We start from the raw sequence: 23,094 nt of genomic DNA on the forward strand, positions 1-23,094 counted from the left end.
CGCGGGGTACGTATCTGAAGTAGTAGCACTCGTGATCGTCTCGCATGATACCATCGCGAGTGCAACGAAGCCGAGACGATGCACAGATCGGAGGCGACCGGGGTTGGACGTCTATGAAGCGGTCACGAGCCGACGCGCGGTACGCGGATTCACCGACCGGCAGGTCCCAAGAGAGGTCCTCGAGCGCGTGCTTTCCACCGCGGCCTGGGCGCCGTCGGCATCGAACCTCCAGCCGTGGCACGCCTACGTACTGACCGGCGAGCCGCTGGCCGAGCTCAAGAAGCGCGTCGGCGAGCGCCTGGCCGCGGGCGACTCCTGGGACGAGCCCGAGTACGAGCAGTACCCGCCCGCTCTCAAGTCCCCGTACCGCGAACGCCAGTACGCCTTCGGTGAGCAGCGCTACGGCGCACTCGGTGTTCCACGCGACGACCTGGAGTCCCGACAGCGGGCCGCGGCGGCGAACTGGCAGTGTTTCGGCGCGCCCGCCGCCCTGTTCTGCTACATCGACCGTGATCTGGGCCGGCCCCAATGGGCCGACGTCGGTATGTATCTGCAGACCGTCATGCTGCTGCTCCGCGCCGAGGGGCTGCACAGTTGTGCGCAGATGGCGTGGGCGAAGTTCCACGCGACCGTCACCGAGATCCTGTCGCCCCCGGACGACCTCATTCTCTTCTGTGGCATGTCGATCGGGTTCGAGGACGTGACGGTCGACCACCCCCGCACCGGCCGGGCGCCGCTCGACAGGACGGTCACCATCGTCGACGCGGAGAACTCCGCACGCCGAGTTCGCTCCGCAGCGGGGACCGCCACCTCGACACCACGCGGTCCGGCGACCGCACCCGCGGATCTCGCGACGCCCCATGCACCGCGCGGCCGACGGTCGCCACGCATGGCCGCGAGGCTCAGGGGCGGCTTCACCCGACGCGCCCAGCGGTGGGTGTCACAAATCGGGTTGCCGCCCGGACCTGGTTGAAAGACCGACATCCGATTCCGCACGGTGGTGAGAAAGTTGATCATGAAGGTTGCTTGCGCCCGGAAACCGGCCCCACCCGTTCGCCCGGAGTTCCAAGGCGGCGACACGACGAGTGGCCGTGGCCGCGAGAGGCGCTGGACGGTCTCCGCCGACAAGGGGTCCGATCCCCCGTCGCCGAGTGAGCCGCCCGACGACCCGACCTCGGTGGGCCTGCGCGCCCTCCCTCGCCCCGTAGCCGTGGCCGTGGGCGCCGGTGGCGTGCTCGGAGCGGCGCATGTCGGTATCGGAGGCGCGCTGGAGCAGCGCGGCTTCGTCCCGGACATGATCGTCGGTACGTCGGTGGGTGCCCTCAACGGGGCCATCGCGGCCGCTCACCCCGACAAGGCCGCACCGTGGCTCGATCATGTGTGGACCCGGCTCTGCCGCCGTGAGGTGTATCCCCTCGGCTGCCCTCCCTCACGGGCCAGCATCTTCACCGATCGCGGCCTGCGCCGACTGATCGCGAGGTCCGGGCTGCCGTCCCGGATCGAGCAACTGGCGGTCCCGTTCACCGCGGTGGCCATGGACCTGGCCACCGGCGCTCCGGCGTTGCTCGACCACGGCGACCTCGAGTCCGCACTGCTGGCCAGCGCCGCCGTTCCCGGGTTCCTCCCCCCGGTCGACCGGGAGGGAAGAACGCTCGTCGACGGTGGGGTGATCGCGTACGTCCCGGTACTGGCCGCCCTGCAGGCCGGGGCCGCCAGCGTGGTCGTGGTGTCGACCGGACCGGAGAGCTCACCCCTGAGCCCTGTGATCCCGCGCCGGCGAGCCGGTGCGATCGCCTCCCGGGCCGGGCTGCTGTTGATGCGCCATCAGGTCGAGCGGGATCTGCACGAGGCGGCCCGGCACATCCCGACCGTCCTACTGCCGACCGGGGTCGAATCCTGGCCCGCGCCATGGGACTTCGGACACTCCCAGCGTCTGATCAGCACCGCGTCCCGGACGGCGGGACGCTTCCTCGACGAGCTGCGCGTCAGCGGGCCGGGCCTGTACCGGGCCGACGACCCGGCGGCGCCGGCAAGCACGGACCAGGCATCGACATCCTCACGATCGGGGGTCGCCCTGTGAGTACCATCGCGTTCCTCAACATCGCCATGCACGGGCGCGTCAACCCGACGCTGCCCGTGGTGGCCGAGCTCGTCCGGCGCGGCCACAACGTCACCTACCACACCTCGCCCGCCTTTCGTGCGGCGATCGAGGCCGCCGGCGCGACGGTGTACCTGTACCCCGGCGACCAGCCGCTCCCCGATCCGCCGACGCCCATCAGGCTGATGGAGGGACTCGCCGGCACGGCCGCCCGCCTGCTGCCCTCGGTGCTCGCCGACCTGCGCCTCATCCGGCCCGACCTGATCGTGCACGACAGTGCCTGTCCGTGGGGCGCGGTCGCCGCCCGCGAGCTCAGGGTGCCCGCGGCGTCGTCGTTCACCACCTTCGCCTTCAACCGGCACGTGCCCAGCCCGACCGGCCCCTCGTGGTCGATGATGGCCGCCGCGACGAAGCAACCGGGAAGCCTCCAGGGCTACGCTCGGTCGCGCCGGGCGCTGCACCGCGGCTTCGACACGAGTGGGCTGCCGCTGCTCGACATGGGAAACATCCGCCAACCGCTCAACCTCGTCTACACCTCGCGGGCGTTCCAGCCTGCCGCCGAGGAATTCGACCAGTCCTACCGGTTCGTGGGCCCGAGCATCGGCGCCCGTCCGGCCGACCCGTCGTTCCCGGCCGACCGGCTGCGGAAACCGGTGCTGTACGCATCGCTCGGCACGGTGTTCAACGCAGACCCGCGGCTGCTGCGCAGTTTCGCCACCGGACTCGCCTCACTGGGCGGCAGTGTCGTCGTCTCCACCGGGCAGACCGACCCCACCGCGCTGGGTCCGCTGCCAGGCAACGTGCTCGCCCGCCACTTCGTACCGCAGCCGGAGGTACTGGCCGATACGGCGGTGTTCGTCACCCACGGCGGGATGAACAGCGTCAACGAGGCCATGTACGCCGGGGTGCCGATGCTGGTGGTCCCCCAGGGCGCCGACCAGCCGATGGTGGCCCGTCGTGTCGAGGAACTCGGCGCCGGCCTGTCGATCCGTACCGAGAACGTGACCGAGGACTCCGTACGCGCCCTCGCCGAGCGTCTGCTCCACGCCCCCCGGTTCCGGGCGGCCGCGGCGACCCTGCGGGCCGCCCAGCACCAGGCGGGTGGATACCGGCGCGCCGCCGACGAGTGCGAGGGCTATCTGCGCGCGGCCGGTCACCCGGATCCCGCCGAGCTGTCGCAGAGAGGCTGAGCCATGACACTCGCTGTCCTGTTGCTGCTTGCCGGACTGTCGGAGGCCGCCGGGCGCATCCTGCCTTTGGCGGTACGCCGTCCGGGCATGTCGCGGCCCCGGGCGGCCGGGCTTGTCTGCGCGGGCGGACTCGTCGAGGGCGCCGTGTTCGCGTTGTGGCCGCTGACCACATGGACCCTGGCCGAGCTGGTGCTGTCGTCCCCGACGACAGGCACCGGGCTGGGCTGGACACCGCAACTAATCGCCCCGCTGATGCTCTCCGCCGTCCTCGCGTTCCCCTTGCTCGGGCCCCTCCTGCACCTGTTGCTCTTCGTAGGAGTCGGATCCGGTCTCGTCGGCCCGCTCACCGCGGCGACCGACCTGGGCTGGTGGGGCGCAGCCGGTTGCGTGGCCATGGCCGGCGCCGGGCTCGGCATCGCCGTGGAGGCCGTCCGGCGTCTGGTCGTGAGGATCAGCGCCGCCGAGGCACGGGAGTCGATCGCATGAACGGCTTCCTGCTCTGGGTCTTCGCGATCGGTCCCGCGCTCCTCGCCGAAGCGCTGCTGGCCCGGTACGAGGTGCTGGCCTACAGCGCCGGCTGGCGGGCCCCCATAACCGAGCTCCCCGAAGGCATGCCGTACGCCCGCGGGGCGGCCCCCGACACTCCCCCGCGCGCCTATCTCGTCTACCTCGACGGCATCGGCAAACGCCGCGTACGCGACAGCCGGGACGGCGGTCAGCTGGTCAAGGCTCTGCTCGCAGGAGCACCGGAACTGCGGATTCTGGGGCAGGTACAGCCCTACTCGCCCCTGGCCGACCCGCTCGCCGACCGACCGGTGTGGGCGTGGCTGCGCCGCCGGATCGAACTGCTGCTGTTCCTGCACAACGTCATGCAGATCTTCGTCGCTGCCGATCAGCGCTATCGGCCCCTGTACAACCGCGCCGTAGGCTGCCAGATCGCCACGCAGCTCACGCTCGCCGGCTACCAGCCCGACAGCGGTGTCCCCGTGGTGCTGCTCAGTTACAGCGGCGGCGCCCAGGTCGCCGGCGGGGCGGTCGAGGAACTGCACCGCCGGCTGCGCTGCCCGCTCCTGCTGATCACGCTCGGCGGCTTCCACAACGGCGCCAACGACCTCACCGATGCCGAGCACCTCCATCTGCTCGACAGTGCGAGCGACCGGATCACGCGGGTCGGTACGTGGATCTTTCCGCAGCGCTGGCCCTTGTTCGGTTGGAGCGCATGGAACCGGGCCCGCCGCGCCGGGAAGATCACCCTGCACCGTCTCGACCCCGCCACGCACGTCGGGCCGCGCAGCTACATCAGCACAACGGCCCGGTTGCCCGACGGCCGCAGCCACCTCGACCGCACGGCCGACACCGTGATCGCGATCATCCGTGCCCGCGACGGCGCGAGCGCGGCCATCGAGCACTCGTCGTCATGAGCCCTTCGGCGGGAGTGCCCGGCGCAGCGCGCCGGGGCGGGGGCCGCCGCCCGGGCCACAGCGACACCAGGGCCCAGATCCTCACGGCCGCGCTCGAACTCTTCGCGGCCAAGGGTTACTCGGGCGCCACACTGCGCGGGATCGCCCAACAGGCGGACGTGGACCCGGCGTTGATCCACCACTTCTTCGACGACAAGGGCGGCCTCTTCCAGCACGCCGTTTCCTCGCGCATCGACCCGTCCACCCTCTTCGACCCCCTGACGGACAAAGAGGCGGCCGGGCTGACGAACCCGGGCGAGTGGATCGCCCGGACCTTCCTCTCCCACTGGGAGAATGCGTCGACCCGCCCGGCGCTCGTCGCCGTCTTCCGCACCGCCCTGGCGGACGAGCCGATCGCCACGGAGTTCGGTGACCGCATCGAGAGGGCACTCGCAGCGTGCCTGGGCCGGATCGCCCCCGAAAAGACGGAGCGGACACCGGAGTTCCCGTCCCTGGTGTCCGCGCATCTGGCCGGCCTCGTCATGCTGCGCTACGTCTGCCCGATGCAACCACTCGCCTCACTCCACTTCGAGGAACTGATGCAGTTGCTCGCTCCCGCTGTCGACGCCCTTTTCGACGAGCCCCGGGCATAGCTCGCCGGACCCCATCGCCCGTCTCCCCGTTGCACGGGGGAGACGGGCGATGGGGTCCGGCGCGGCCGGATCGCCTCAGCCGAACATGCCGGGCTTGTAGTCCCCGGCAGGCTGCTGGTTGATGACGTTGATCCGGTTGTAGGCGTTGATGAGCGCGACCAGTGAGATCAGCGCGGCGAGCTCGTCCTCGTCGAAGTGCTTGGCCGCCTTCTCCCAGACCTCGTCCGGTACACCGCCGGCAGCGTCCGCGATGCGGGTGCCCTGCTCAGCGATCTCCAGAGCGGCGCGCTCGGCGTCGGTGAAGACCTTGGCCTCGCGCCAGGCCGCCACCAGGTTCAGACGCTGCTGCGTCTCACCGGCGGCGATGGCGTCCTTGGTGTGCATGTCCGTGCAGAAACCGCAGCCATTGATCTGACTGGCGCGGATCTTCACCAGTTCCTGGGTGGCGACCGGCAGGGTCGAGTCGGCCACCACCTTGTTGGCGGAGTTGAGGTGCTTCATGACCTTGCCCGCAAGAGCGTTACCGAAGTAGTTGACGCGCGATTCCATAGTGGGATCCCTTCGATGCAGAGGCAGTTACACAGAACTGACCGGGCACACCCGCCCACTGTGACAACCCCACGATGTGACGTGCGTCCCTCGAGCTGCCCACCGGGATCCATGACGATTCGGGTCGCTGCGCCCACCCGCCCAGCCACGTCGACATCTCCCCCGCGTCAGCGACCCAAAGCAGGGATAGACCCAGGTCAGAGGCAGTGTGAGTGACCGCGGGCCGAGAAGCGTGCTGCCCACAACGGTTGTAGGATTGCCCTGCGGGAAGGGGCCGCCATGCACCGGGAAGACGACACCGATTCGCTCGAGAGAGCGACCCGGGAGTTCATGGAGGTGCGTCCGCAACTGTTCGGTGTCGCCTACCGCGTGCTGGGCAGTTCCGTGGAGGCCGAGGACATCCTCCAGGAGGCCTGGCTGCGGTGGCAGAACACCGACCGTCGGGACATCGTCGAACCCAAGGCCTTCCTGACCACCGTCACCGCCCGGCTCGCGATCAACCTGGCCCAGTCCGCCCGAGTGCGCCGCGAAGCGTACATCGGCCCGTGGCTCCCCGAGCCGGTCGACACCAGCCAGGACCCGACCGTGGGCGCCGAACGTGCCGAGGCGGTCGAAATGGCCGTCCTCCTCATCCTCGAGAAACTGAACCCGGTGGAGCGGACCGCCTATGTCCTGCGGGAAGCGTTCGATTACCCCTACCCGCAGATCGCGGAGATCCTTGACACCAGTGACGCCAACGCCCGTCAGTTGGTGAGCCGGTCACGCAAGCACCTGGCCGCCGAACGCAAGGAGCCGGTCGACCCCGCCGAACACCGCCGCCTGCTGGAAGGGTTCCTCACCGCGGCGCAGAAAGGCGATCTGGCCACGCTCGAGCACATCCTCTCCGAGGACGTCGTCAGCTACTCCGACGGAGGCGGTCTGCGAGGCGCGTCGAAGATCCCGGTCGTGGGACGCGAGCATGTCTCCAAGTACCTCACGGCATTCGCCCCGCGTTTCTGGCCCGGGTCGGACACCAGCTGGGTCGAGGCCAACGGGCACCCCGCCGTCCTGGTGACCTCCGGCGGCAGCCCCGTCGCCCTGCTGTCCATCGACGTGTCGGCCCGCGGCGTCGAGCGGATCATGTGGGTGATGAGTCCAGCCAAGCTGGCCCCCTACGTCACCTCGCTCGCCGCCTGAACCCCGATCGAAAGGCGAGGAACATCGATTCTCCTGCGAGGGGTTGTGTGATCGTCGGGGGCGGTCCGGCCGCCGGCAATTCGGCCGCCCTGCGCGAGCACGGCCGCGACGGCCCCGTCGTCGGATCCGAGGGCGAGCGGCCCTCCGTCCGGCCACCGCCGTCCAAGGACTGTCTGCTCGGCGAGAGCGTCGCGTACGAGCGGCTGCCGTACCTCGACACCGAGCAGTACGACCTGGGCATGGACACCGGCCACTTCCACCGGGGCGGCTACGACCGGGTGGTCTTCCGCGGCAACAAGGAGAACCGGAAGTTCATCGCCTTCTGGATGCCAGGCCGGCAGATGCTCGCCGGTATGGCGGTCAACGTGTGGGACGTCATCGTCCCGATCGGTGACCTGATCCGGTCCCGGGCCGACTTCGACGACGCCGCCCTCACCGATCCCGACAGGCCTTTGGACAGCCTGCTGCCCTGACAGGACGAAGTCGACCCGCGCCCGGGAGGTCGCCGTGCGGTCGCACATCGCGAGAGACCTGGCCACCCCGTCCGAGGGGACGGAATCCGGCGCTGCGCGTCACACATTCCGACACCGTCCTGTCCTTGTGAGTACAGACACCGTCGACCGGCGCAGCGCTCGCGCTCAGCCACGCTGCACCGTCGCGAGACTCCGAAAGGATCCCCATCATGAAGGTTGTCGTCGTAGGAGGAACCGGTCTCATCGGTTCGAAAGTGGTGAGCGGGCTCGCCGAACACGGCCACGAGGCGGTACCGGCCTCCCCCGACAGTGGTGTGAACACCCTCACGGGTGAGGGCGTGGCGGAAGTCCTCGAAGGTGCCGACGTCGTGGTGGACGTCTCCAATTCCCCGTCCTTCGCGGACGACGACGTGATGACGTTCTTCCGTACCTCCACCTCGAACCTCCTCGCGGCCGAGAAGGAGGCCGGCGTCGGTCACCATGTCGCGCTGTCCGTCGTCGGCACCGACCGTCTCCAGGAGAGCGGCTACTTCCGTGCGAAGCAGGTGCAGGAGGAGCTGATCAAGGATTCCGGAGTTCCCTACTCCATCGTCCATGCGACGCAGTTCTTCGAGTTCATGAAGGGCATCACGGCTGCGGCCACCAAGAACGACGACACCGTCCATCTGGCCCCGGTCAAGATCCAGCCCATCGGCTCCGACGACGTCGCGGCCGCCGTGGGGCGCTCCGCGGTCGACGACCCGCTCAACGGTGTCGTCGAGGTGGCCGGCCCCGAAACGTTCCAGCTGGACGAGCTGATCCGTACCCGTCTGGCGGCCACGAACGATCCCCGCACGGTCGTGTCGGACCCCCGGGCCCCGTACTTCGGCGCGCAGCTGCAGGAGACCATGCTGCTCCCCGGCGCCGACGCCCGCATCGGCGAGATCCGCTTCGCCGACTGGGCCGCCCAGCAGCAGTAGACGTGGGGTGGGCCGTGTGCGCTGTCCGTGTCGACACACCGCGCGGTCCGGCCGCGAGCACAAGCCCCCCGCGTGCTCAGGGGCGCACTGAAGCACTGAGTCATCGGCCCCCGGTGTCACAAACAGCGGGGCCAACCGGTCGTACTCAATGACGAACCCGATGATCGGAGCGAACGTGGCTATCACCGAACAACGCCGTGCGACCACGGTGTTGGTGATCGGAACGGGCGGAGCGGGACTACGGGCGGCGATCGAGCTGGCCGAAGCAGGCATGGACGTCCTCGCCGTCGGAAAACGTCCCAAGGACGACGCGCACACGGCCCTGGCCGCGGGGGGTATCAATGCGGCCCTCGCCACCATGGACCCCGAGGACAGCTGGCAACAGCACGCGGCGGACACTCTCAAGGAGAGTTATCTGCTCGCCGATCCTCACACCGTCGAGATCGTCACTCAGGGCGCCGCTCGTGGCATCGACGATCTGGAGCGGTTCGGCATGGCCTTCGCCAGGGAGGACGACGGCCGCATCTCCCAGCGCTTCTTCGGCGCGCACAAATTCCGGCGTACCGCCTTCGCCGGTGACTACACCGGCCTGGAGATACAGCGGACGCTCGTCAGGCGTGCCGACCAGTTGGACATACCCGTGCTCGACAGTGTCTATATCACCCGCATCCTGGTGCACGACGGTGCGGTGTTCGGGGCCTACGGCTTCGACCTCAACGACGGGACGCGCTGCCTCATCCACGCCGATGCCGTCATTCTGGCAGCGGGCGGCCACACCCGTATCTGGCGACGCACCTCTTCACGGCGCGACGAGAACACCGGAGACTCGTTCCGACTGGCGGTGGAGGCCGGCGCGCGGCTGCGCGACGCGGAGCTGGTGCAGTTCCACCCGTCGGGAATCATCGAGCCCGAGAACGCGGCCGGCACGCTGGTCAGCGAGGCGGCCCGCGGTGAGGGCGGCATCCTGCGCAACGCCCTCGGGGAACGGTTCATGTCCCGCTACGACCCCGAGCGCATGGAACTGTCCACGCGCGACCGCGTGGCCCTCGCCTCCTACACGGAGATCAAGGAGGGCCGCGGCACACCCAAGGGTGGTGTGTGGCTCGACGTGTCTCATCTGCCACGACAGACGATCATGAACCGTCTGCCACGGGTCTACCAGACGCTGCTGGATCTCCAGATGCTGGACATCACCCGCGATCCGATCGAGATTGCGCCGACCGCGCACTACTCGATGGGCGGGGTGTGGGTCAGGCCGGAGGACCACAGCACCGACGTGCGCGGCCTCTACGCCATCGGCGAGGCCTCCAGCGGCCTGCACGGCGCCAACCGCCTCGGCGGCAACAGCCTCATCGAGCTGCTCGTCTTCGGACGCATCGCGGGACAGGCCGCAGCCGCCTACTCCCAGGGCCTGACCGCACAGCCGCGTTCGGCGGCAGCGGTGGCCGAGGCCCGGCGCGAGATCGACGACCTGCTCGCTGCGGACGGCCCGGAGAACGTCCGTGCCCTGCAGCGCGCCATCCGCAACACCATGACCGAGCACGCGGGCGTCGTCCGCGACGAGGAAGGACTGCGCGCCGGTCTGGCGGAGCTCGCCGGGATCGAAAAACGCATGGAGAACGTCGGGGTCCACCCCGACATCGCCGGCTTCCAGGACCTGGCGCACGCCTTCGACCTCAAATCCGCCGCCCTCGCCGCCCGAGCAACGCTGGAAGCGGCGATCGAGCGCCGGGAGACCCGCGGCTGTCACAACCGCAGCGACTATCCGAACATGGATCAGTCCTTGCAGGTCAATCTCGTCTGGTCGCCGACCACGGGAATCACCCACGAGAGCATCGCCCCGCTTCCAGAAGAGATCTCCGCGTACATGGCGGAGGTCTCCAGCGAGGGAAAGCTCGTGGAGTGACCCGCCGGCCGTCGCCCTGCGCTTTCGGGGCCGGCGACCGCGGGTCCGCGCCCGCGGTCGCCGGCCGGTGAGATGGTCACCCGGTGACTGCTGCGAAATCGACACTGCCCCGTGTCACAACAACTGCGTCTGTCCGGTCTTCATGGGCAAGGGCGCAGGACGATCGAGGCGATCGTCCGTTCTGAGCGGTGCCGTATGAGTGGGAGGACGCCGTATGGACACGACCAGTGAACCGGTGTCGGTCGCAGAGCTGCTCGACGAGCGGCGGCACCTTCTCGATGTCGCCTGCTCCATTCTGGGCACCGGCACGGAGGCGGAGAGTGTTGTCGCCGAGACCTACCGGCAGTGGTACGAACTGCCCGATCCGGCGCGGGCACGGATCAGCACCCCGCGGTCCTGGCTCGCGGAGCTCGTGGGCCGTATCTGCTCGGCCGAGCCGTCGGCGTTCGTGCTCCACGACCCGTTCCGGACGGCTCCCGTCGCGGTCCTGGGCGTCGGGGGACAGACGTATCCGGACTGCACCGAACTCGCCGACCACGCACGCCGCAGTCTGCGGGCGCGGCGCTCGCGTCCCGCCGCACCGCGGCAGCACGACGCCGTGGTCCGTACCGTTCGCCTGGCCTGTGCCACCGGGGACGCACCTCTTCTGGCCTCCCAGCTGGCACGCGACGTCACAGCGGTCTTCGACGGCGGCGGCAAGGTCCGCGCGCTGACCGAGCCCGTGCACGGCAGCCCGGAAGTCGCCCACAGCCTCCTTACCCTGCTCGCTCCACGCCCGGGCACCGCACTCCACACCCACTCCGTCAACGGCCGCACCGGGATCGTCGCGCGCTACGACCATCGGGTCTCGGCCGTGATCAGCCTCGACATCGCCGGCTCGCGTGTCATCCAGGCATGGGTGATTGTCAACCCGGACAAGCTCCTCTCCTGGAACCGGCCCACAGCAGGGAGGGGCAGCCCAGGACGTGCGTGAGGCCGAGTACCTGGTCAGGCGAGCCAGTCGGTGTAGTGCGTGGGTGCGAGGCGGGCGCTGCGATCGGTCAGGACATCTCCGGGGACAGCGACGAACATGCCCGCGCCGTCGTCGGTGACGACCGAGCGCGCGTCGCCCTTGGTGGAGAGGGTGAGGCGGCCCAGTTCGTCGAGGGCGTAGATGTCGGGTCCTGCGATCTTGAGAACCCCGTTGAGAGGGTCACCGACAGCGACCTCGCTGACGGCCGCGGCCACGTCCGCGGCCGCGATGGGCTGGACAGGCGTACGGGAAAGGCGGACGGTGTCACCCTCGGTCGAGGCAGAGATGACCGTGTCCATGAATTCCATGAACTGTGTCGCCCGCACGATGGAGTACGGAATGGGCCCGTCCTTGAGCAGCTCTTCCTGAAGCACCTTGGCCCGGTAGTAGTCCATGTCCGGCACTTGGTCGACGCCGACGATCGAGAGGACGACGAAGTGCCGGACGTGCGCCTTGTCGCTTGCCGCGAGGAGGTTGCCCATGGACGTACGGAAGAAGTCGAGCGAGGCGGCGTCGAACGTGGGAGAGTTCGCCAGGTTCACGACCACATCGCTGCCGGTGACGGCCTCGTCCAGACCCTCACCGGTGATGATGTCGACTCCCGTCGACAGGGAGAACGGTGTCGCCTCGTGGCCTTGGGCATTCAGGTTCTCCACGACCTGCGACCCGATCAGGCCGGTTCCTCCGATGACGGCGATCTTCATCTCTCCACCTCTCCGGTCCTCCCCGCTTCGGGCCCCTCTCCAGGAAGCGCTTCCGCGGGCGGGCCTGCAACTCCTCCACTCCAGGGGCCGTCCCGTTATCGGGACAGCCCTCAGGAGTGGGTACGGCCGCGGTCCTCGAACTCCTCGGCGGTCGGCTTCGGGACCTGGTTGTCCTTGCTGAAGTAGCTCTTTCTGAGCTTGGTCCGCAATTTCTCGGCACGCGTGAGTTCGCGTTCCTCCTGGCCCTTTTCGACGGCCGGCGCGGCCTTCCCGGGCTCGTACTGCTCATGCGCGGTGAGCAGGTACAACTGGCTCTGGGGAAGCGGCTCGTGGATCTCGACGAACTCGCCGTGGGGCAGCCGGGTGATGACGCCTGTTTCCCGTCCGTGCAGCACCTTGGACCTGTCACGTCGTTGCAGGGCCAGGCAGATCCGCTTGGTGACGATGAAGGCGACGACGGGGCCCGCGAACAGGGCGATGCGGACGAACCAGGTGACGTGGTTGAGAGACAGATCGAAATGGGTCGCGACGATGTCGTTGCCCCCGCCGATGAGCATCACGATGTAGCCGACGGACCAGGCCACGCCGAGAGCGGTGCGGGTCGGGGCGTTGCGCGGCCGGTCGAGGATGTGGTGCTCGCGATCGTCACCGGTGATCCAGGATTCGATGAACGGGTACACCGCGATCACGCCGAGGTACAGAGCGAACGCGATCAGCGGGACGAGGACTCCCAGCGCCAGCGTGTGGCCCCAGAAATCGATCTCCCAGCCGGGCATCGCCCGCACGAGCCCCTCGGCGAAACCCATGTACCAGTCGGGCTGAGCACCGGCCGACACCTGGTCCGGCCGGTACGGGCCGATGGTCCAGATCGGGTTGATGGTCGCGATGGCGGCGAGCATCGCGATGACACCGAAGACCAGGAAGAAGAAGCCCCCTGCTTTGGCCAGATAGATCGGGAAGAACGGCATGCCCACGATGTTCTCGTTCTTCCTGCCGGGCCCCGCGTACTGCGTGTGCTTGTGCAAGAAGAGCAGGATCAGGTGCCCCACCACCAGGCCCACCATGATGCCGGGCAGCAGCAGGATGTGAATGGAGTAGAACCTCGCCACGATGTCGGTCCCGGGGTATTCACCACCGAAGAGGAACATCGACAGGTACGTGCCGACCAGTGGGACTGCCAGGATCAGGCCTTGGGTGAGGCGCACGCCGGTGCCCGAGAGCAGGTCGTCCGGGAGCGAGTAGCCGGTGAAGCCGGTGAACATTCCGAGGACGAGCAGCAGGAAGCCGAGCAGCCAGTTGATCTCGCGCGGTTTACGGAACGCACCGTTGAAGAAGACGCGCATCATGTGCACGAACATGCCGGCGATGAAGATGACTGCGGCCCAGTGGTGGATCTGACGGATGAGCAGACCACCGCGCACGTCGAAGCTGATGGCCAGCGTGGAGGCGTACGCCTCGCTCATCAGGATGCCCTGCATGGGGATGTAGCTGCCGTGGTACTCCACCTCGTTCATCGACGGGTGGAAGAACAGCGTCAGGTAGATCCCGGTCAGGATGATGACGACGAAGCTGTAGAGGCAGATCTCCCCGAGCATGAAGGACCAGTGGTCGGGAAAGATCTTGCGCATGTTGGCCTTCGCGAGGCCGAAAAAACCGACCCGCCCGTCGGCCCAGTCGGCGAGCCTCTCTCCACGATGGGCACGCCCCCGGCTCGATGGCGCCTCAGTGTCCATAGTTCCGTCTTCATCCATCCGGTAGGCGTCACCGCGCAAATGCGGCATTTGCGACCTTATGAAAACGGAGTATGCCAATCGCCTCAAACGTCTGCCGGATGACTCACAGACGTTCGCCCACCAATTTTCCGCGAATGGCCGTGCGGAGAGAGCGGGAGAAGGCGAGCCTGGCCGCCGCCCTACACCTGCTCACCCGGGCGGCGGTGCGAGGTTCCCGCGACTCGATCCCTCGCAGCTCAGCCGGCACCTCCCGGAGATCGGCGCGCATCTCGGCGACAAGGCGATTCGCTCGCTGCGCAAGCGTGGCATCGAAATCTTGCTGGAGACGGGCGTCACCCGGCTGACGCCGCGTTCCGTCGAACTCACGGACGCACTCTGCTCCACCAGGACCCTGGTGTGGACAGTGGGGCCGCCCCGAGCCCGCTCGTGAGGGGAAAGGAGGAACAACAGACGCTGCGGAACCCGGGGCAGCACTCGGATGCCGCAGCATCGCGGATTCGGGTGCGCGACACGACACCGACTCGCTCGGGCCCTGTGGCCTCGGCGCGGGGACGCCCAACAAACACCTCGCCCCCTTGATCATCGGGTCAGTAACGTCACCCCCATGTGCCGTTACGCCGACCGCCTACAAGCTGCAATACGCGTGTCTGTCCTGTCGTGTCAGCTACAAGCAGCATGCGTACCCGCAGCGGGAGCAGTTGTGCCCCAATTGCGCACGGCCCCTTGTCTGTGCCGGTCATGATTTCGCGCCGCCTCGCAGGCGTGGTGTCCGTGCATGGTCTGTGGTGGCCGTGGTCTTGAGCGAAGGGCTGCGCTACGAAGGACGAGAACCCTGTGGATGCGGGAAGGAGCCCAAGTACCGCCCCCAAACACGCGCCGAGGTGTGGGTACGTCGGATCGTTGCCGCGCGGGATGGGCTTTCCCTGTCCGAAGCGATGTCCCGCCCGGATCCGCTGACCCCGACAGTGAGTTGACCCCGCAGCGCGGCAACAGCCCTTGTGGCAGAGGAGATGCCAAGAGGGCCGTCACGGCTGCCGGGTCGGAGCGTGGGACACGCGGTCGCCCTCCTCCGCCACCGCCGCCAGCCGGCGAAGTCCCTCGTCCGATGCGCTGCCGGGCTCTGCCGTCCAGATCACCACATGCTGGTCGGAGGCGGTGGAGCTGGTCAGCGTGTCCCAGTCCAGGGTGAGAGTGCCGGCCACGGGATGGTGGAACACCTTGTTCCCCGTGCCCTGGACAGCGACCTCGCGCGCCTCCCACCAGCGCTGGAAGTCCGTATGAGCGGCCATCCGGGCCAGGAGTGCGCGAAGACCGGGGTCGTCCGGGCGGCGGGCGGTGTGCATGCGCAGATACGCGACGCAGGTTGGGCTCCGGATTCCCAGTCGTCGTACAAGGCGCGCAGCGTGGGGTCGTTGAACAGCAGCCAGACGTAGTTGCGGTCGGTCTCCGGGACCTGTTCGAAGTCGGTGAGGAGGGCCGCGGCGAGCCGGTTCCAGGCCAGGACGTCCATGGCGTCGGACAGCACCAGCGCGGGTGATGCGGTCAGCTGGTCGAGGAGGCGGCGGGTGTGGGCGCCGACAGCCCGCTCCGGCCGGGCGGGCGGTTCCGCCGGTGCGCGACCGGCGAGCTCGAAGAGGTAGGTGCGCTGGTCGCCGGTGAGGCGCAGTGCGTGGGCGACTGCCTCCAGGACGGGCACGGAGGCCTGCATGCGCCCCTGTTCGACCCGGGTGTAGTAGTCGGTGCTGATCGAGGCCAGCTCCGCGACCTCCTCGCGGCGCAGGCCCGCGACCTTCCGCTGGTTACCGGTGTCGGCCAGGCCCACCTGGCCGGGTTCCAGCCCCGCCGAGGACCCGTATGCCCGCGTCGAGGACGTCCGCGCGGCCGTCGACCACATGCAGTCCCTGGACTACGTCGACGCCGAGCGCATCGGCACACTGGGCGTCTGCGCGGGTGGTGGCTACAGCGTCAACGCCGCGATGACCGACTACCGGATCAAGGCCCTCACGACCGTCAGCGCGGTCAACATCGGCACCTCCTTCCGCCGCGGCTGGTACGGCACGGAGTCCGACGCCGCCGCGGTGCCCACCCTGCAGGCTCTCGCCCAGCAGCGGACCGCCGAAGCCGCTCAGGGTGCCGAGCCCACGTATCTGCCGTATGTTCCGGCCGAGCCGGACGACAACACCCCGCGTGACCTGGTCGAGGCGAACGACTACTACCTCACCCCGCGCGCCCAGCACCCCAACGCCAAGAACAAGTTCCTGTTCACCAAGAGCGTCTCGCGGATCTTCACCTTCGACGCCTTCCACATGGTCGAGGACCTGCTCACCCAGCCGATCCTGGTCGTGGCCGGCAGCGAGGCCGGGTCGCTGTGGATGTCCACCGAACTGCACGGCCGGGTCCGCAGTCCCAAGCAGCTCCAGGTCGTCGAGGGCGGCACGCACATGGACTTCTATAACGTGCCGAAGTACGTGGACCGCGCCGTCGCCGTGGCCACACCGTTCTTCAGGGAGCACCTCGCCGCCAAGCCCGCCGAGCAGGGCTGAGCAACCCGTTGGACGATTGTGGCGGCCGGACGCGCATGCGTGCGGCCGCCGCACACGATCTCGAAGAGAGTCCCTGATGAGCGTGCCCGAGTCGCTGAGACTGCGGCGGGGGATCTCCCCGCTGGAGCTGTTCTACGACCTCGTCTTCGTCTTCGCGGTTTCCCAGCTCTCCCACCATCTCCTGGAACACCTCACCTGGCGGGGCGCGGCGGAGACCGCGGTACTGCTGGTCGCCGTCTTCGGCACGTGGGCCTACACCAGTTACGAGGCCACGCTGCTCGACATCCAACGCAACGTCACCCGGTGGATGGTAGTCGTCGTCATGGGCCTCGGGCTCTTCATGAACGCCGCGATCGCCCACGCCTTCGGCGACCGGGCCTGGGCCTTCGTCGTGCCGCTGCTGCTCATCCTGTTCCTCGCGGGCACGGTGACCGCCGTCGCCGGCCGTACCGACGCGCTGCGCGAGCACTTCCGCCGCACCCTCATCTGGATGGTGGTCTCCGCCCCGCTGTGGATCGTCGGCGCCGCGGTCGGCTCCGGTCCCCGCCTGTGGTAGAGGGCTGCCGCCGCCCTCGTCGACCTCACCGGCACCTGGCTCGCTCACCCGCTGCCCGGCCGCACTCTCAGCGGCCGGCAACTCGCGTTCGACGCCGAGCACATGATCGAGCGTCTGCGGCTGTTCTTCATCATCCTGCTCGGCGAGACCGTTCTGACCGCGGGACGCGTGATGGCCGACGCACCGTTCGGCCTCCCCAGCGTGCTGGCGACCGCGGGCGTCTTCACCGCCCTGGTGTGCCTGTGGGCCGCCTACTTCGGCGGCGGCGAGGACATCTTCCGGACCACCGTCGCCACCACGACCGATCCTGTCCGTTCGGTCCGGCTGGGCGTGAACAGCGCGTACGTCGTCCTCGGCGGGCTGGTCGCGCTGGCGGTGGGCAGTGAACTGGTCATCGCCCACCCCCTCGGGCACGGTTCCGTCTCGCTGGCTCTGCTCCTCTTCGGCGGACCCGCGCTCTACCTGGCCGCGACCGGCTGGTTCTTCCGCACCACGGCGCACGGGGCGTGGACCGAACGCCTTCTCGCGTGCGCCGCCTGCATCGTGGCCGGTATCGCGGCGGTCTGGCTGCCCCCGCTCGCCTCGCTGGCGATCCTCGACATCATCCTCGTGGTCACGGCCGCCGTGCTGACGCGCGCGCATCAGAGGCTGGCACGGTCGCTGGAGACCGCCCCGGGAGCCTGATCCCTGGCCCCCGGCCGGGCAGCTCATGGTGCCCCTGTGCCGACGACCGCTCCCCTCAGGTCTCCTCCTCCATCCGTATGGCCTCCTGGAGACTCCGTACCGCTTCGCCCGGCTCGCGCTCCTGAACCTCCAGCAGCGCCGCCGCGATGGCGTCCAGCTTCCGCTGGATCGCGTGCTCGGCCCGGCGTTCGGAGTTCTTGAGCAGAGCGAGGAGGAGCAGCGTGACGGCGGTCATCGTCTCGCCGGTGAGCATCAGCCATTCGATCGGCAGCTTGAGGGCATGGGTGGTGATGACCACGGCCACGAGGACCAGGCAGAAGCCGAAGAACGCCGGAGAACTCGTGAAGTTCGAGGCGTTCTCCGCGAGGCGGGAGAACCAGCCTCGACGGTCGCCGTCCCGGTCAGAAGGGTGCTGGAAGGTCATTCCTGCCGTCTACCCGGTCACTGGTGAACACACCTGAGGGGCGTCCGCAATCGTTCACCCGGGTTGCGACGGCCCTTCGCCGGCGCCGCACCGCAGGCCCCGGGGACGCGTGGCGCGGAGCCGGGCGGGATCAGGCCTCCACTCGGCGTCCCGGCCGAGAAGGGCCGCACCTCCGCCATCCGCCAACTCGTCCTCCAGGCACCGCCGCCCGTCATCGCCCAGGCACTTGGCTATCACCACAAGAGCACCACACGCATCGCCACCGAGGCCGGAGCCCCCTGGAAGAACTACGCACCCGGCGACCACACACGCTGAACGGCGCCCCTTGAACTACGCGCCGGGCGAAAGGCCACACCGCTCAGCTGCCTTCGCCCCACCGTGGTGACCATGCTGAACCGAGTAGCCGTCCTGTCCGACATTCACGGAGTCCTGCCGGCCCTGGAGGCAGTACTCGCCGAACGAGACGTCAGTACCGCCGATCACATCGTGCTCACCGGTGACATCACCGCCGGCCCGCAACCGGCCCAGGTTCTCGACCTGTTGACCAGCCTCGGCGACCGTGTCATCTGGATCAGCGGCAACGCCGACCGCGAACTCCTCGAATACCGCCGGGGCCAACGCGAAACGATCCCCGATCCGATCGCCCCCTGGGCGGCCGAACAACTCCGCGAAGACCATCTCGACCTTCTCAGCTCGCTTCCACGATCACTCTCCCTGTCCGTCAATGGTCTGGAAAAGGTGCTGTTCTGCCATGCCACCCCTCGCGACGACGAGGAGGTCGTCCTGGTCGACTCCCGCCTCGACCGCTGGGAGGAAGTCTTCGACGGACTCGATGCCGACATTCGCACCGTGGTCTGCGGCCACACCCACATGCCGTTCGTCCGCCTCGCCCACGGCCGACTCGTGATCAACCCCGGCAGCATCGGCATGCCCTAGCACACTGGGCCCTCCTGGGCCCGGGCGTCGAACTCCGTACCACGCACTTCGACCTCCAAGCCGCAGCCACCCGGCTCGGCCAGGACTCGTCCTACCCCGACATCACCGAATGGGCCGACTACTTCCTGCACGCTCGCGCGACCGACGCCGACGCCCTAACAGCCTTCGCTCCACGGGACGGACGCGACCACAGCCAGTGACATTCGCCCCACCGACGACAGCTGGCAGCCGAACACCAACTACACGGTCAACGACGCCTACCAATCCCGGGCCCGTAGCCACCCGCACCGACCACAAGCCCGCAGTGACGTCCGCTCGGAAACCCTGGCCGCGGGCGCCCGGCAAGGGCCCTGCGCGGCGGTCGACGGAGCCCTGGGCGTCGGAGCGACACCCCTCGTGGGTGCCGCCCTGCTCGTACCGCCGAGAGCCCCGCACGGAACCGGCGGCGGCATCCGCGCGCGCCACCTGGGCTTGGGAGCTTCCTCCTCCGGAGCCTACGATTTCCGACGGAGCAAAGGGGGCCGGATGGACCGGAGCATCCGCACGACCGAGGACGTACTCAGGCTTCTTGACAGCCTGTTCGCGCCGGACGCCGACCGGTGGACGGCCGGCGCCGGGTCGTGGTGGGACGGCTTCTACGCCGACCGCTCCAAGCCGGTGCCGTTCTTCGTGGACAAGCCGGACGAGAACCTGGTCTCGTACCTCGACCGCGGTCTGATCACTCCGGGGCGCGCCCTCGATCTTGGGTGCGGGCCGGGGCGCAATGCGCTGCATCTCGCCTCGATGGGCTTCGAGGTGGATGCCGTGGACCTCTCGCCCACGGCCATCGCCTGGGCCGAGGACCGCGCCGGCGAGGCGGGAGCGGGGATCCGGTTCCACTGCGGTGACGCCTTCGCCCTCACCGGCACCGCCCTGAACGGTCCCTACGACCTGATCCACGACTCAGGCTGTTTCCACCATCTGCCACCGCACCGGCGCATCAGCTACCTCGCCCTCCTGGATCGCTGCCTGGCCCCCGGCGGACATCTCGCCCTGACCTGTTTCGCAGCGAGTGGGATGGGGTCCGAACTCGGCGATCAGGACTTCTACCGCCAGGCCCGCCTCCACGGCGGTCTCGCCTATACGCCTGAGTCTCTCCGGTGGGTCTTCTCCGACCTGGAGGAGGTCGAACTGCGCCGGATGCACGACGAGCCGGCGCAGTCCCCGTACTTCGGCGAACCCTTCCTCTGGACGGCGCTGTTCCGCCGGAACGGCCGACCGTAGCGTGATAGAGAGCGGGCGGGGCTCAACCGATGGGCCGCACCCGTCTCAGGACTCTTCGGCCGCGCCGAGCAGGATCTCCGCCAGCTCGTGCGGTTGGGAGAACATCGGCCAGTGGCCGGTGTTCATCTCGACCAGGCGCCACCGCTCGCCGGTGAGCAGCTTGACCACGTCCTCGCTCGGCTCGGGACCGTCGAGCAGGCACTTGATGTAGGTCGCCGGGAGCTCACCGAGCGGACGCGTCAGTACCGCGGGCTCGGTCAGCGTGGCGCCCGGGTGCGGTGTCGCGCCGTCCACGAGCCGGGCGATCTGTTCGTCCGTGAGCCCTTGGCCTTCGCAGTCGGCCGCGGTCAGCGGCGCCCAGAAGCCTTCATGCTCGGCGATCGACGCTTCGAAGGCCTCTTGCCCCTGCCACCAGCTGGAGGCGAAGGATCCGCCGTCGGCCGGAACGTTCGAGTCGACGAAGACCACACGCCTCAGCCGGTCACCGATGCGCTCGGCCGCCTGGCCGACCGGAATGCCCGAGTAACTGTGGCCCGCAAGGATCACATCGCGCAGATCCAGGCGCTCCACCTCCTCGACGATGTCGTGGACATGGGTCTGCTGCCCCGCCCGCACCCCCCGCTTCTCGGCGACTCCGGAGAGCGTCAACGGGTGGGCGCCATGCCCCGCCGTACGCAGCTCCGGTACCACGTCGTCCCACGCCCACGATCCGAGCCATGCGCCCGCCACCAGTACGAAGTCAGCCATGGGGCCAACGTAGCGCGAGGGTCTGACAACTGCCCCGGAGCCGGGTGCTCTTCGGCGCCGATGCGCACCGGTGGGACGTATATGGACTGCGACCGCCGGCGGGGCCCTGGCAGGCTCCGCACATGCTGCTCGACACTCCCCGGCTGCGACTCCGCCGTTTCCGCCCAGACGACGCCCCGGCTCTCGCGGCCTACCGTTCGGACCCGGCGGTCGCCAGGTTCAAGGTCTGGGAGGCACCCGTGGTCACGGGAGTCGGCCTCCACCTTGGTGCGAGAGTTCGCGAACGGCGACCCCGCCGAGCCCGGATGGTTCCAGTACGCCGGCGAACTCAAGGCGGACGGCGCGCTGGTGGGCGATGTCGGCGTCCTCCTGCACGACAACCGGATGCAGGCGGAACTGGGGTACACCCTCGCTGCGGAGCGCCAGGGAAGGGGCTACGCCACCGAAGCCCTACGAGCCGTCCTGGACGATCTGTTCACCCAGGGGCTGCGGAGGGTGTCGGCCGAATGCGACGCCCGGAACACCCCTTCCGCACGGCTGCTCGAACGCCTCGGCTTCCAGTTGGAGGGACGGCGGCCGGAGTACACCTGGATCAGGGGCGAGTGGACCGACGACCTCCTGTTCGGTCTGCCGGCCGAACGGTGGCGGACCCTCGCACAGTGACGGAAGGCGCTCCGCGGCGGGGAAACCGTCGTCGCCGACGCGCGGCCCCGCGCCCGGAGGAGAGCTCAAGTCTTCCTCTGAACCTGTGCCCTTAGGGGTTGGCCGATGCCCCGCGGGACATCACAGCAGAAAACGGAAGAAGCTTCCGGGCAGGACTGGGGGAACGGCCATGAGGACTCTCTTTCGGCGACCCGCCGCCACGACGGCGCCGCAGACACTCGATGTGTACGACATCGCCCACCTGGCCGGCGGGCCGCGGCGAGTGGTCGAGGTCGCGCTCGTGACACTGAGCGAACGAGGCGCCGTGACCCTGCGGGCAACGCGCGTGCGTGCCGTCGACCAGCAGGCGCGCGGGCACCGGGTCGAGCGTGCGCTGCTTGCTCTCTGCCCCCGCGGCAGGAGCACCGCAGCCGTGTTCGCCGCGCTGAGAGCCGCCCCCGAGGTGGAGGAGATCGGTTCGCGACTCGTTGCCTACGGCCTGGTCGCGCGGTCGGGACGTCGCCCCACCGCGACGGGACGGCGGAGCCTGGAGAAGGCACGTCAAGAGGGAGTGCTCCCCCACTACGTGTTCGAAGGGCCCGCCGCCCTACCGGACAGACGGGTGCGACAGGCGGTCGGGGAAGCATCAACCGTGCCTTCAGGGCTCGGCAAGCGGCTGGTCCGGATGGCCAAGGCCGTTGACGACAGCGGACCGGACGCTGACCACGGCACGGGAGGCGGTGGTCATGCGGGCGGGCACCACTCGTGCGGAGGCGGTGGAGGAGGCAGCGACTGACCCTCAGCACCGCGATGCTCCGGGGCCTGGCCGACAGGGCCAACTCGCGGCGTGGCACAGTCTGTTGATCCGTACGACGATCTCATCGTCGGCCGCTCGTCCCCGAACCGCTTCTGGGCCCCACCCACGAAGCTCGCCGACCGACGAAACCGATTACCGAAGGAGTCTGCTCTCATGACCCTCCCGCCGCCACGCAGCCTCGCCGAGCGCCGACACGACGTGCGCACACGATTCGAAGCCGATGTCGATGCCTGGGTGTCGAACGCGGACGGGGACGGCAACCCCTATCTGGTGCCCCTGTCGTTCCTCTGGGACGGCACCGCCTTTGTCATCTCCACCGTCCGCACCTCCCCGACCAGCCGCAACCTGCTGGCAGGTGGCAAGGTGCGGCTCGCGTTGGGTGGCACACGCGACGTGGTGCTCGTCGAAGGCTCCGCCGTACCGATCGAGGTCGGCGAGCAGGCGGGGACGCCGGGCGGTGATCTCGGTGACGCGTTCGCCACGAAGACCGGGTTCGACCCCAGGGAACTGGCCACGCCCTACCAGTACTTCCGTATCGAACCCCTCCGGGTACAGGCATGGCGAGAGGTCAACGAACTGCCGGGCCGGGATGTGATGCAAAAGGGCCACTGGCTGTGATCCACCCCGGG

21 protein-coding genes and 4 pseudogenes are annotated in these 23,094 nt (G+C 68.9%); 19 read left to right on the forward strand and 6 right to left on the reverse strand.

Annotated features, from left to right (window positions below; translation table 11 throughout):
- Positions 1-103 precede the first annotated feature (103 nt).
- From ABTX78_RS19235 to ABTX78_RS19260, 6 genes and pseudogenes are all read left to right on the forward strand, one after another.
- Positions 104-763, forward strand: a pseudogene (locus ABTX78_RS19235) (nitroreductase); the annotation flags it as partial.
- Between the two features lie 252 nt (positions 764-1,015).
- Positions 1,016-2,080 carry a patatin-like phospholipase family protein gene (locus ABTX78_RS19240; RefSeq protein WP_352207962.1) on the forward strand — a complete coding sequence of 355 codons (1,065 nt, stop codon included), beginning with the start codon at positions 1,016-1,018 and terminating at the stop codon, positions 2,078-2,080.
- Positions 2,077-3,288: a macrolide family glycosyltransferase gene (locus ABTX78_RS19245; protein WP_352207963.1), complete on the forward strand. Its 1,212-nt coding sequence runs from the start codon at positions 2,077-2,079 to the stop codon at positions 3,286-3,288. Before ABTX78_RS19240 ends, ABTX78_RS19245 begins: the two co-directional genes overlap by 4 nt.
- A gap of 3 nt (positions 3,289-3,291) precedes the next feature.
- Positions 3,292-3,774 carry a hypothetical protein gene (locus tag ABTX78_RS19250; RefSeq protein ID WP_352207964.1) on the forward strand — a complete coding sequence of 161 codons (483 nt, stop codon included), beginning with the start codon at positions 3,292-3,294 and terminating at the stop codon, positions 3,772-3,774.
- Entirely contained in the window at positions 3,771-4,709 is a 939-nt protein-coding gene (locus tag ABTX78_RS19255; protein ID WP_352207965.1) for a hypothetical protein, read from the forward strand. Before ABTX78_RS19250 ends, ABTX78_RS19255 begins: the two co-directional genes overlap by 4 nt.
- Entirely contained in the window at positions 4,706-5,341 is a 636-nt protein-coding gene (locus ABTX78_RS19260) for a TetR/AcrR family transcriptional regulator (RefSeq protein WP_352207966.1), read from the forward strand. Before ABTX78_RS19255 ends, ABTX78_RS19260 begins: the two co-directional genes overlap by 4 nt.
- 75 nt (positions 5,342-5,416) lie before the next feature.
- Here the strand turns inward: ABTX78_RS19260 and ABTX78_RS19265 are convergent, their stop codons facing one another.
- The gene (locus ABTX78_RS19265; protein ID WP_352207967.1) at positions 5,417-5,890 is read right to left on the reverse strand and encodes a carboxymuconolactone decarboxylase family protein; all 474 of its coding nucleotides are present in this window, start codon (positions 5,888-5,890) and stop codon (positions 5,417-5,419) included.
- Positions 5,891-6,169: 279 nt separating this feature from the next.
- Between ABTX78_RS19265 and ABTX78_RS19270 the strand changes: the two genes are divergently transcribed.
- The 5 genes from ABTX78_RS19270 (at position 6,170) to ABTX78_RS19290 (ending at position 11,377) form a co-directional block, all read left to right on the forward strand.
- Positions 6,170-7,066 carry an RNA polymerase sigma-70 factor gene (locus tag ABTX78_RS19270; RefSeq protein WP_352207968.1) on the forward strand — a complete coding sequence of 299 codons (897 nt, stop codon included), beginning with the start codon at positions 6,170-6,172 and terminating at the stop codon, positions 7,064-7,066.
- Positions 7,067-7,113: 47 nt separating this feature from the next.
- On the forward strand, positions 7,114-7,539 hold the full coding sequence (locus ABTX78_RS19275) for an oxidoreductase C-terminal domain-containing protein (protein WP_352207969.1): 426 nt from the start codon (positions 7,114-7,116) through the stop codon (positions 7,537-7,539).
- Positions 7,540-7,748: 209 nt separating this feature from the next.
- Positions 7,749-8,498 carry an SDR family oxidoreductase gene (locus ABTX78_RS19280; RefSeq protein WP_352207970.1) on the forward strand — a complete coding sequence of 250 codons (750 nt, stop codon included), beginning with the start codon at positions 7,749-7,751 and terminating at the stop codon, positions 8,496-8,498.
- Positions 8,499-8,658: 160 nt separating this feature from the next.
- Positions 8,659-10,404, forward strand: coding sequence for an L-aspartate oxidase (locus ABTX78_RS19285; protein WP_352207971.1), 1,746 nt, complete (start codon positions 8,659-8,661; stop codon positions 10,402-10,404).
- A gap of 214 nt (positions 10,405-10,618) precedes the next feature.
- Positions 10,619-11,377, forward strand: coding sequence for a sigma-70 family RNA polymerase sigma factor family protein (locus ABTX78_RS19290; protein ID WP_352207972.1), 759 nt, complete (start codon positions 10,619-10,621; stop codon positions 11,375-11,377).
- 14 nt (positions 11,378-11,391) lie between these two features.
- Here the strand turns inward: ABTX78_RS19290 and ABTX78_RS19295 are convergent, their stop codons facing one another.
- The 3 genes and pseudogenes from ABTX78_RS19295 to ABTX78_RS19305 all read right to left on the reverse strand — a co-directional run bounded on the left by ABTX78_RS19295 (position 11,392) and on the right by ABTX78_RS19305 (position 15,747).
- Positions 11,392-12,120: an SDR family oxidoreductase gene (locus ABTX78_RS19295; protein WP_352207973.1), complete on the reverse strand. Its 729-nt coding sequence runs from the start codon at positions 12,118-12,120 to the stop codon at positions 11,392-11,394.
- Positions 12,121-12,230: 110 nt separating this feature from the next.
- Entirely contained in the window at positions 12,231-13,853 is a 1,623-nt protein-coding gene (qcrB, locus tag ABTX78_RS19300) for a cytochrome bc1 complex cytochrome b subunit (RefSeq protein ID WP_352208070.1), read from the reverse strand.
- Positions 13,854-14,878: 1,025 nt separating this feature from the next.
- Positions 14,879-15,747: pseudogene (locus ABTX78_RS19305) on the reverse strand (helix-turn-helix domain-containing protein).
- On the opposite strand from ABTX78_RS19305, the gene ABTX78_RS19310 reads away from it, so the two are divergent.
- Together ABTX78_RS19310 and ABTX78_RS19315 are read left to right on the forward strand one after the other, a co-directional pair.
- Positions 15,659-16,396: an alpha/beta hydrolase gene (locus ABTX78_RS19310; RefSeq protein WP_352207974.1), complete on the forward strand. Its 738-nt coding sequence runs from the start codon at positions 15,659-15,661 to the stop codon at positions 16,394-16,396. The pseudogene ABTX78_RS19305 and the gene ABTX78_RS19310 overlap by 89 nt on opposite strands.
- Before the next feature lie 76 nt (positions 16,397-16,472).
- Positions 16,473-17,636: pseudogene (locus ABTX78_RS19315) on the forward strand (low temperature requirement protein A).
- Positions 17,637-17,691: 55 nt separating this feature from the next.
- On the opposite strand, the gene ABTX78_RS19320 reads toward ABTX78_RS19315, so the two are convergent.
- The gene (locus ABTX78_RS19320; protein WP_352207975.1) at positions 17,692-18,060 is read right to left on the reverse strand and encodes a low affinity iron permease family protein; all 369 of its coding nucleotides are present in this window, start codon (positions 18,058-18,060) and stop codon (positions 17,692-17,694) included.
- Positions 18,061-18,123: 63 nt separating this feature from the next.
- On the opposite strand from ABTX78_RS19320, the gene ABTX78_RS19325 reads away from it, so the two are divergent.
- The 3 genes and pseudogenes from ABTX78_RS19325 to ABTX78_RS19335 all read left to right on the forward strand — a co-directional run bounded on the left by ABTX78_RS19325 (position 18,124) and on the right by ABTX78_RS19335 (position 20,259).
- Positions 18,124-18,375 carry a hypothetical protein gene (locus ABTX78_RS19325; protein WP_352207976.1) on the forward strand — a complete coding sequence of 84 codons (252 nt, stop codon included), beginning with the start codon at positions 18,124-18,126 and terminating at the stop codon, positions 18,373-18,375.
- 72 nt (positions 18,376-18,447) lie between these two features.
- Positions 18,448-19,196, forward strand: a pseudogene (locus ABTX78_RS19330) (metallophosphoesterase family protein).
- A gap of 325 nt (positions 19,197-19,521) precedes the next feature.
- Positions 19,522-20,259 (forward strand): class I SAM-dependent methyltransferase, encoded by a 738-nt coding sequence (locus ABTX78_RS19335; RefSeq protein ID WP_352207977.1) that lies wholly within the window; start codon positions 19,522-19,524, stop codon positions 20,257-20,259.
- A 45-nt stretch (positions 20,260-20,304) separates the two neighbouring features.
- Here ABTX78_RS19335 and ABTX78_RS19340 read toward each other — a convergent pair whose 3' ends face one another.
- Complete coding sequence (locus ABTX78_RS19340; RefSeq protein WP_352207978.1) at positions 20,305-21,006, reverse strand: alpha/beta fold hydrolase; 702 nt, start codon at positions 21,004-21,006, stop codon at positions 20,305-20,307.
- Positions 21,007-21,273: 267 nt separating this feature from the next.
- On the opposite strand from ABTX78_RS19340, the gene ABTX78_RS19345 reads away from it, so the two are divergent.
- From ABTX78_RS19345 to ABTX78_RS19355, 3 genes are all read left to right on the forward strand, one after another.
- Positions 21,274-21,669 carry a GNAT family N-acetyltransferase gene (locus ABTX78_RS19345; protein ID WP_352208071.1) on the forward strand — a complete coding sequence of 132 codons (396 nt, stop codon included), beginning with the start codon at positions 21,274-21,276 and terminating at the stop codon, positions 21,667-21,669.
- A 169-nt stretch (positions 21,670-21,838) separates the two neighbouring features.
- Positions 21,839-22,444: a TIGR04222 domain-containing membrane protein gene (locus ABTX78_RS19350; protein ID WP_352207979.1), complete on the forward strand. Its 606-nt coding sequence runs from the start codon at positions 21,839-21,841 to the stop codon at positions 22,442-22,444.
- 174 nt (positions 22,445-22,618) lie between these two features.
- Positions 22,619-23,083 (forward strand): pyridoxamine 5'-phosphate oxidase family protein, encoded by a 465-nt coding sequence (locus ABTX78_RS19355; RefSeq protein WP_352207980.1) that lies wholly within the window; start codon positions 22,619-22,621, stop codon positions 23,081-23,083.
- Positions 23,084-23,094 lie beyond the last annotated feature (11 nt).

It is taken from the genome of Streptomyces sp. NPDC096193, from assembly GCF_040302905.1.
In the GTDB taxonomy this organism is placed as follows: Bacteria; Actinomycetota; Actinomycetes; order Streptomycetales; family Streptomycetaceae; genus Streptomyces.

Coding starts and splice junctions, on each gene's coding strand:
- ABTX78_RS19295 (WP_352207973.1), bottom strand. CDS start 12,120: ATGAAGATCGCCGTCATCGGAGGAACCGGCCTGATCGGGTCGCAGGTC.
- ABTX78_RS19355 (WP_352207980.1), top strand. CDS start 22,619: ATGACCCTCCCGCCGCCACGCAGCCTCGCCGAGCGCCGACACGACGTG.
- ABTX78_RS19265 (WP_352207967.1), bottom strand. CDS start 5,890: ATGGAATCGCGCGTCAACTACTTCGGTAACGCTCTTGCGGGCAAGGTC.
- ABTX78_RS19240 (WP_352207962.1), top strand. CDS start 1,016: ATGAAGGTTGCTTGCGCCCGGAAACCGGCCCCACCCGTTCGCCCGGAG.
- ABTX78_RS19290 (WP_352207972.1), top strand. CDS start 10,619: ATGGACACGACCAGTGAACCGGTGTCGGTCGCAGAGCTGCTCGACGAG.
- qcrB (WP_352208070.1), bottom strand. CDS start 13,853: ATGGACACTGAGGCGCCATCGAGCCGGGGGCGTGCCCATCGTGGAGAG.
- ABTX78_RS19335 (WP_352207977.1), top strand. CDS start 19,522: ATGGACCGGAGCATCCGCACGACCGAGGACGTACTCAGGCTTCTTGAC.
- ABTX78_RS19270 (WP_352207968.1), top strand. CDS start 6,170: ATGCACCGGGAAGACGACACCGATTCGCTCGAGAGAGCGACCCGGGAG.
- ABTX78_RS19340 (WP_352207978.1), bottom strand. CDS start 21,006: ATGGCTGACTTCGTACTGGTGGCGGGCGCATGGCTCGGATCGTGGGCG.
- ABTX78_RS19350 (WP_352207979.1), top strand. CDS start 21,839: ATGAGGACTCTCTTTCGGCGACCCGCCGCCACGACGGCGCCGCAGACA.
- ABTX78_RS19260 (WP_352207966.1), top strand. CDS start 4,706: ATGAGCCCTTCGGCGGGAGTGCCCGGCGCAGCGCGCCGGGGCGGGGGC.
- ABTX78_RS19285 (WP_352207971.1), top strand. CDS start 8,659: ATGATCGGAGCGAACGTGGCTATCACCGAACAACGCCGTGCGACCACG.
- ABTX78_RS19255 (WP_352207965.1), top strand. CDS start 3,771: ATGAACGGCTTCCTGCTCTGGGTCTTCGCGATCGGTCCCGCGCTCCTC.
- ABTX78_RS19320 (WP_352207975.1), bottom strand. CDS start 18,060: ATGACCTTCCAGCACCCTTCTGACCGGGACGGCGACCGTCGAGGCTGG.
- ABTX78_RS19250 (WP_352207964.1), top strand. CDS start 3,292: ATGACACTCGCTGTCCTGTTGCTGCTTGCCGGACTGTCGGAGGCCGCC.
- ABTX78_RS19280 (WP_352207970.1), top strand. CDS start 7,749: ATGAAGGTTGTCGTCGTAGGAGGAACCGGTCTCATCGGTTCGAAAGTG.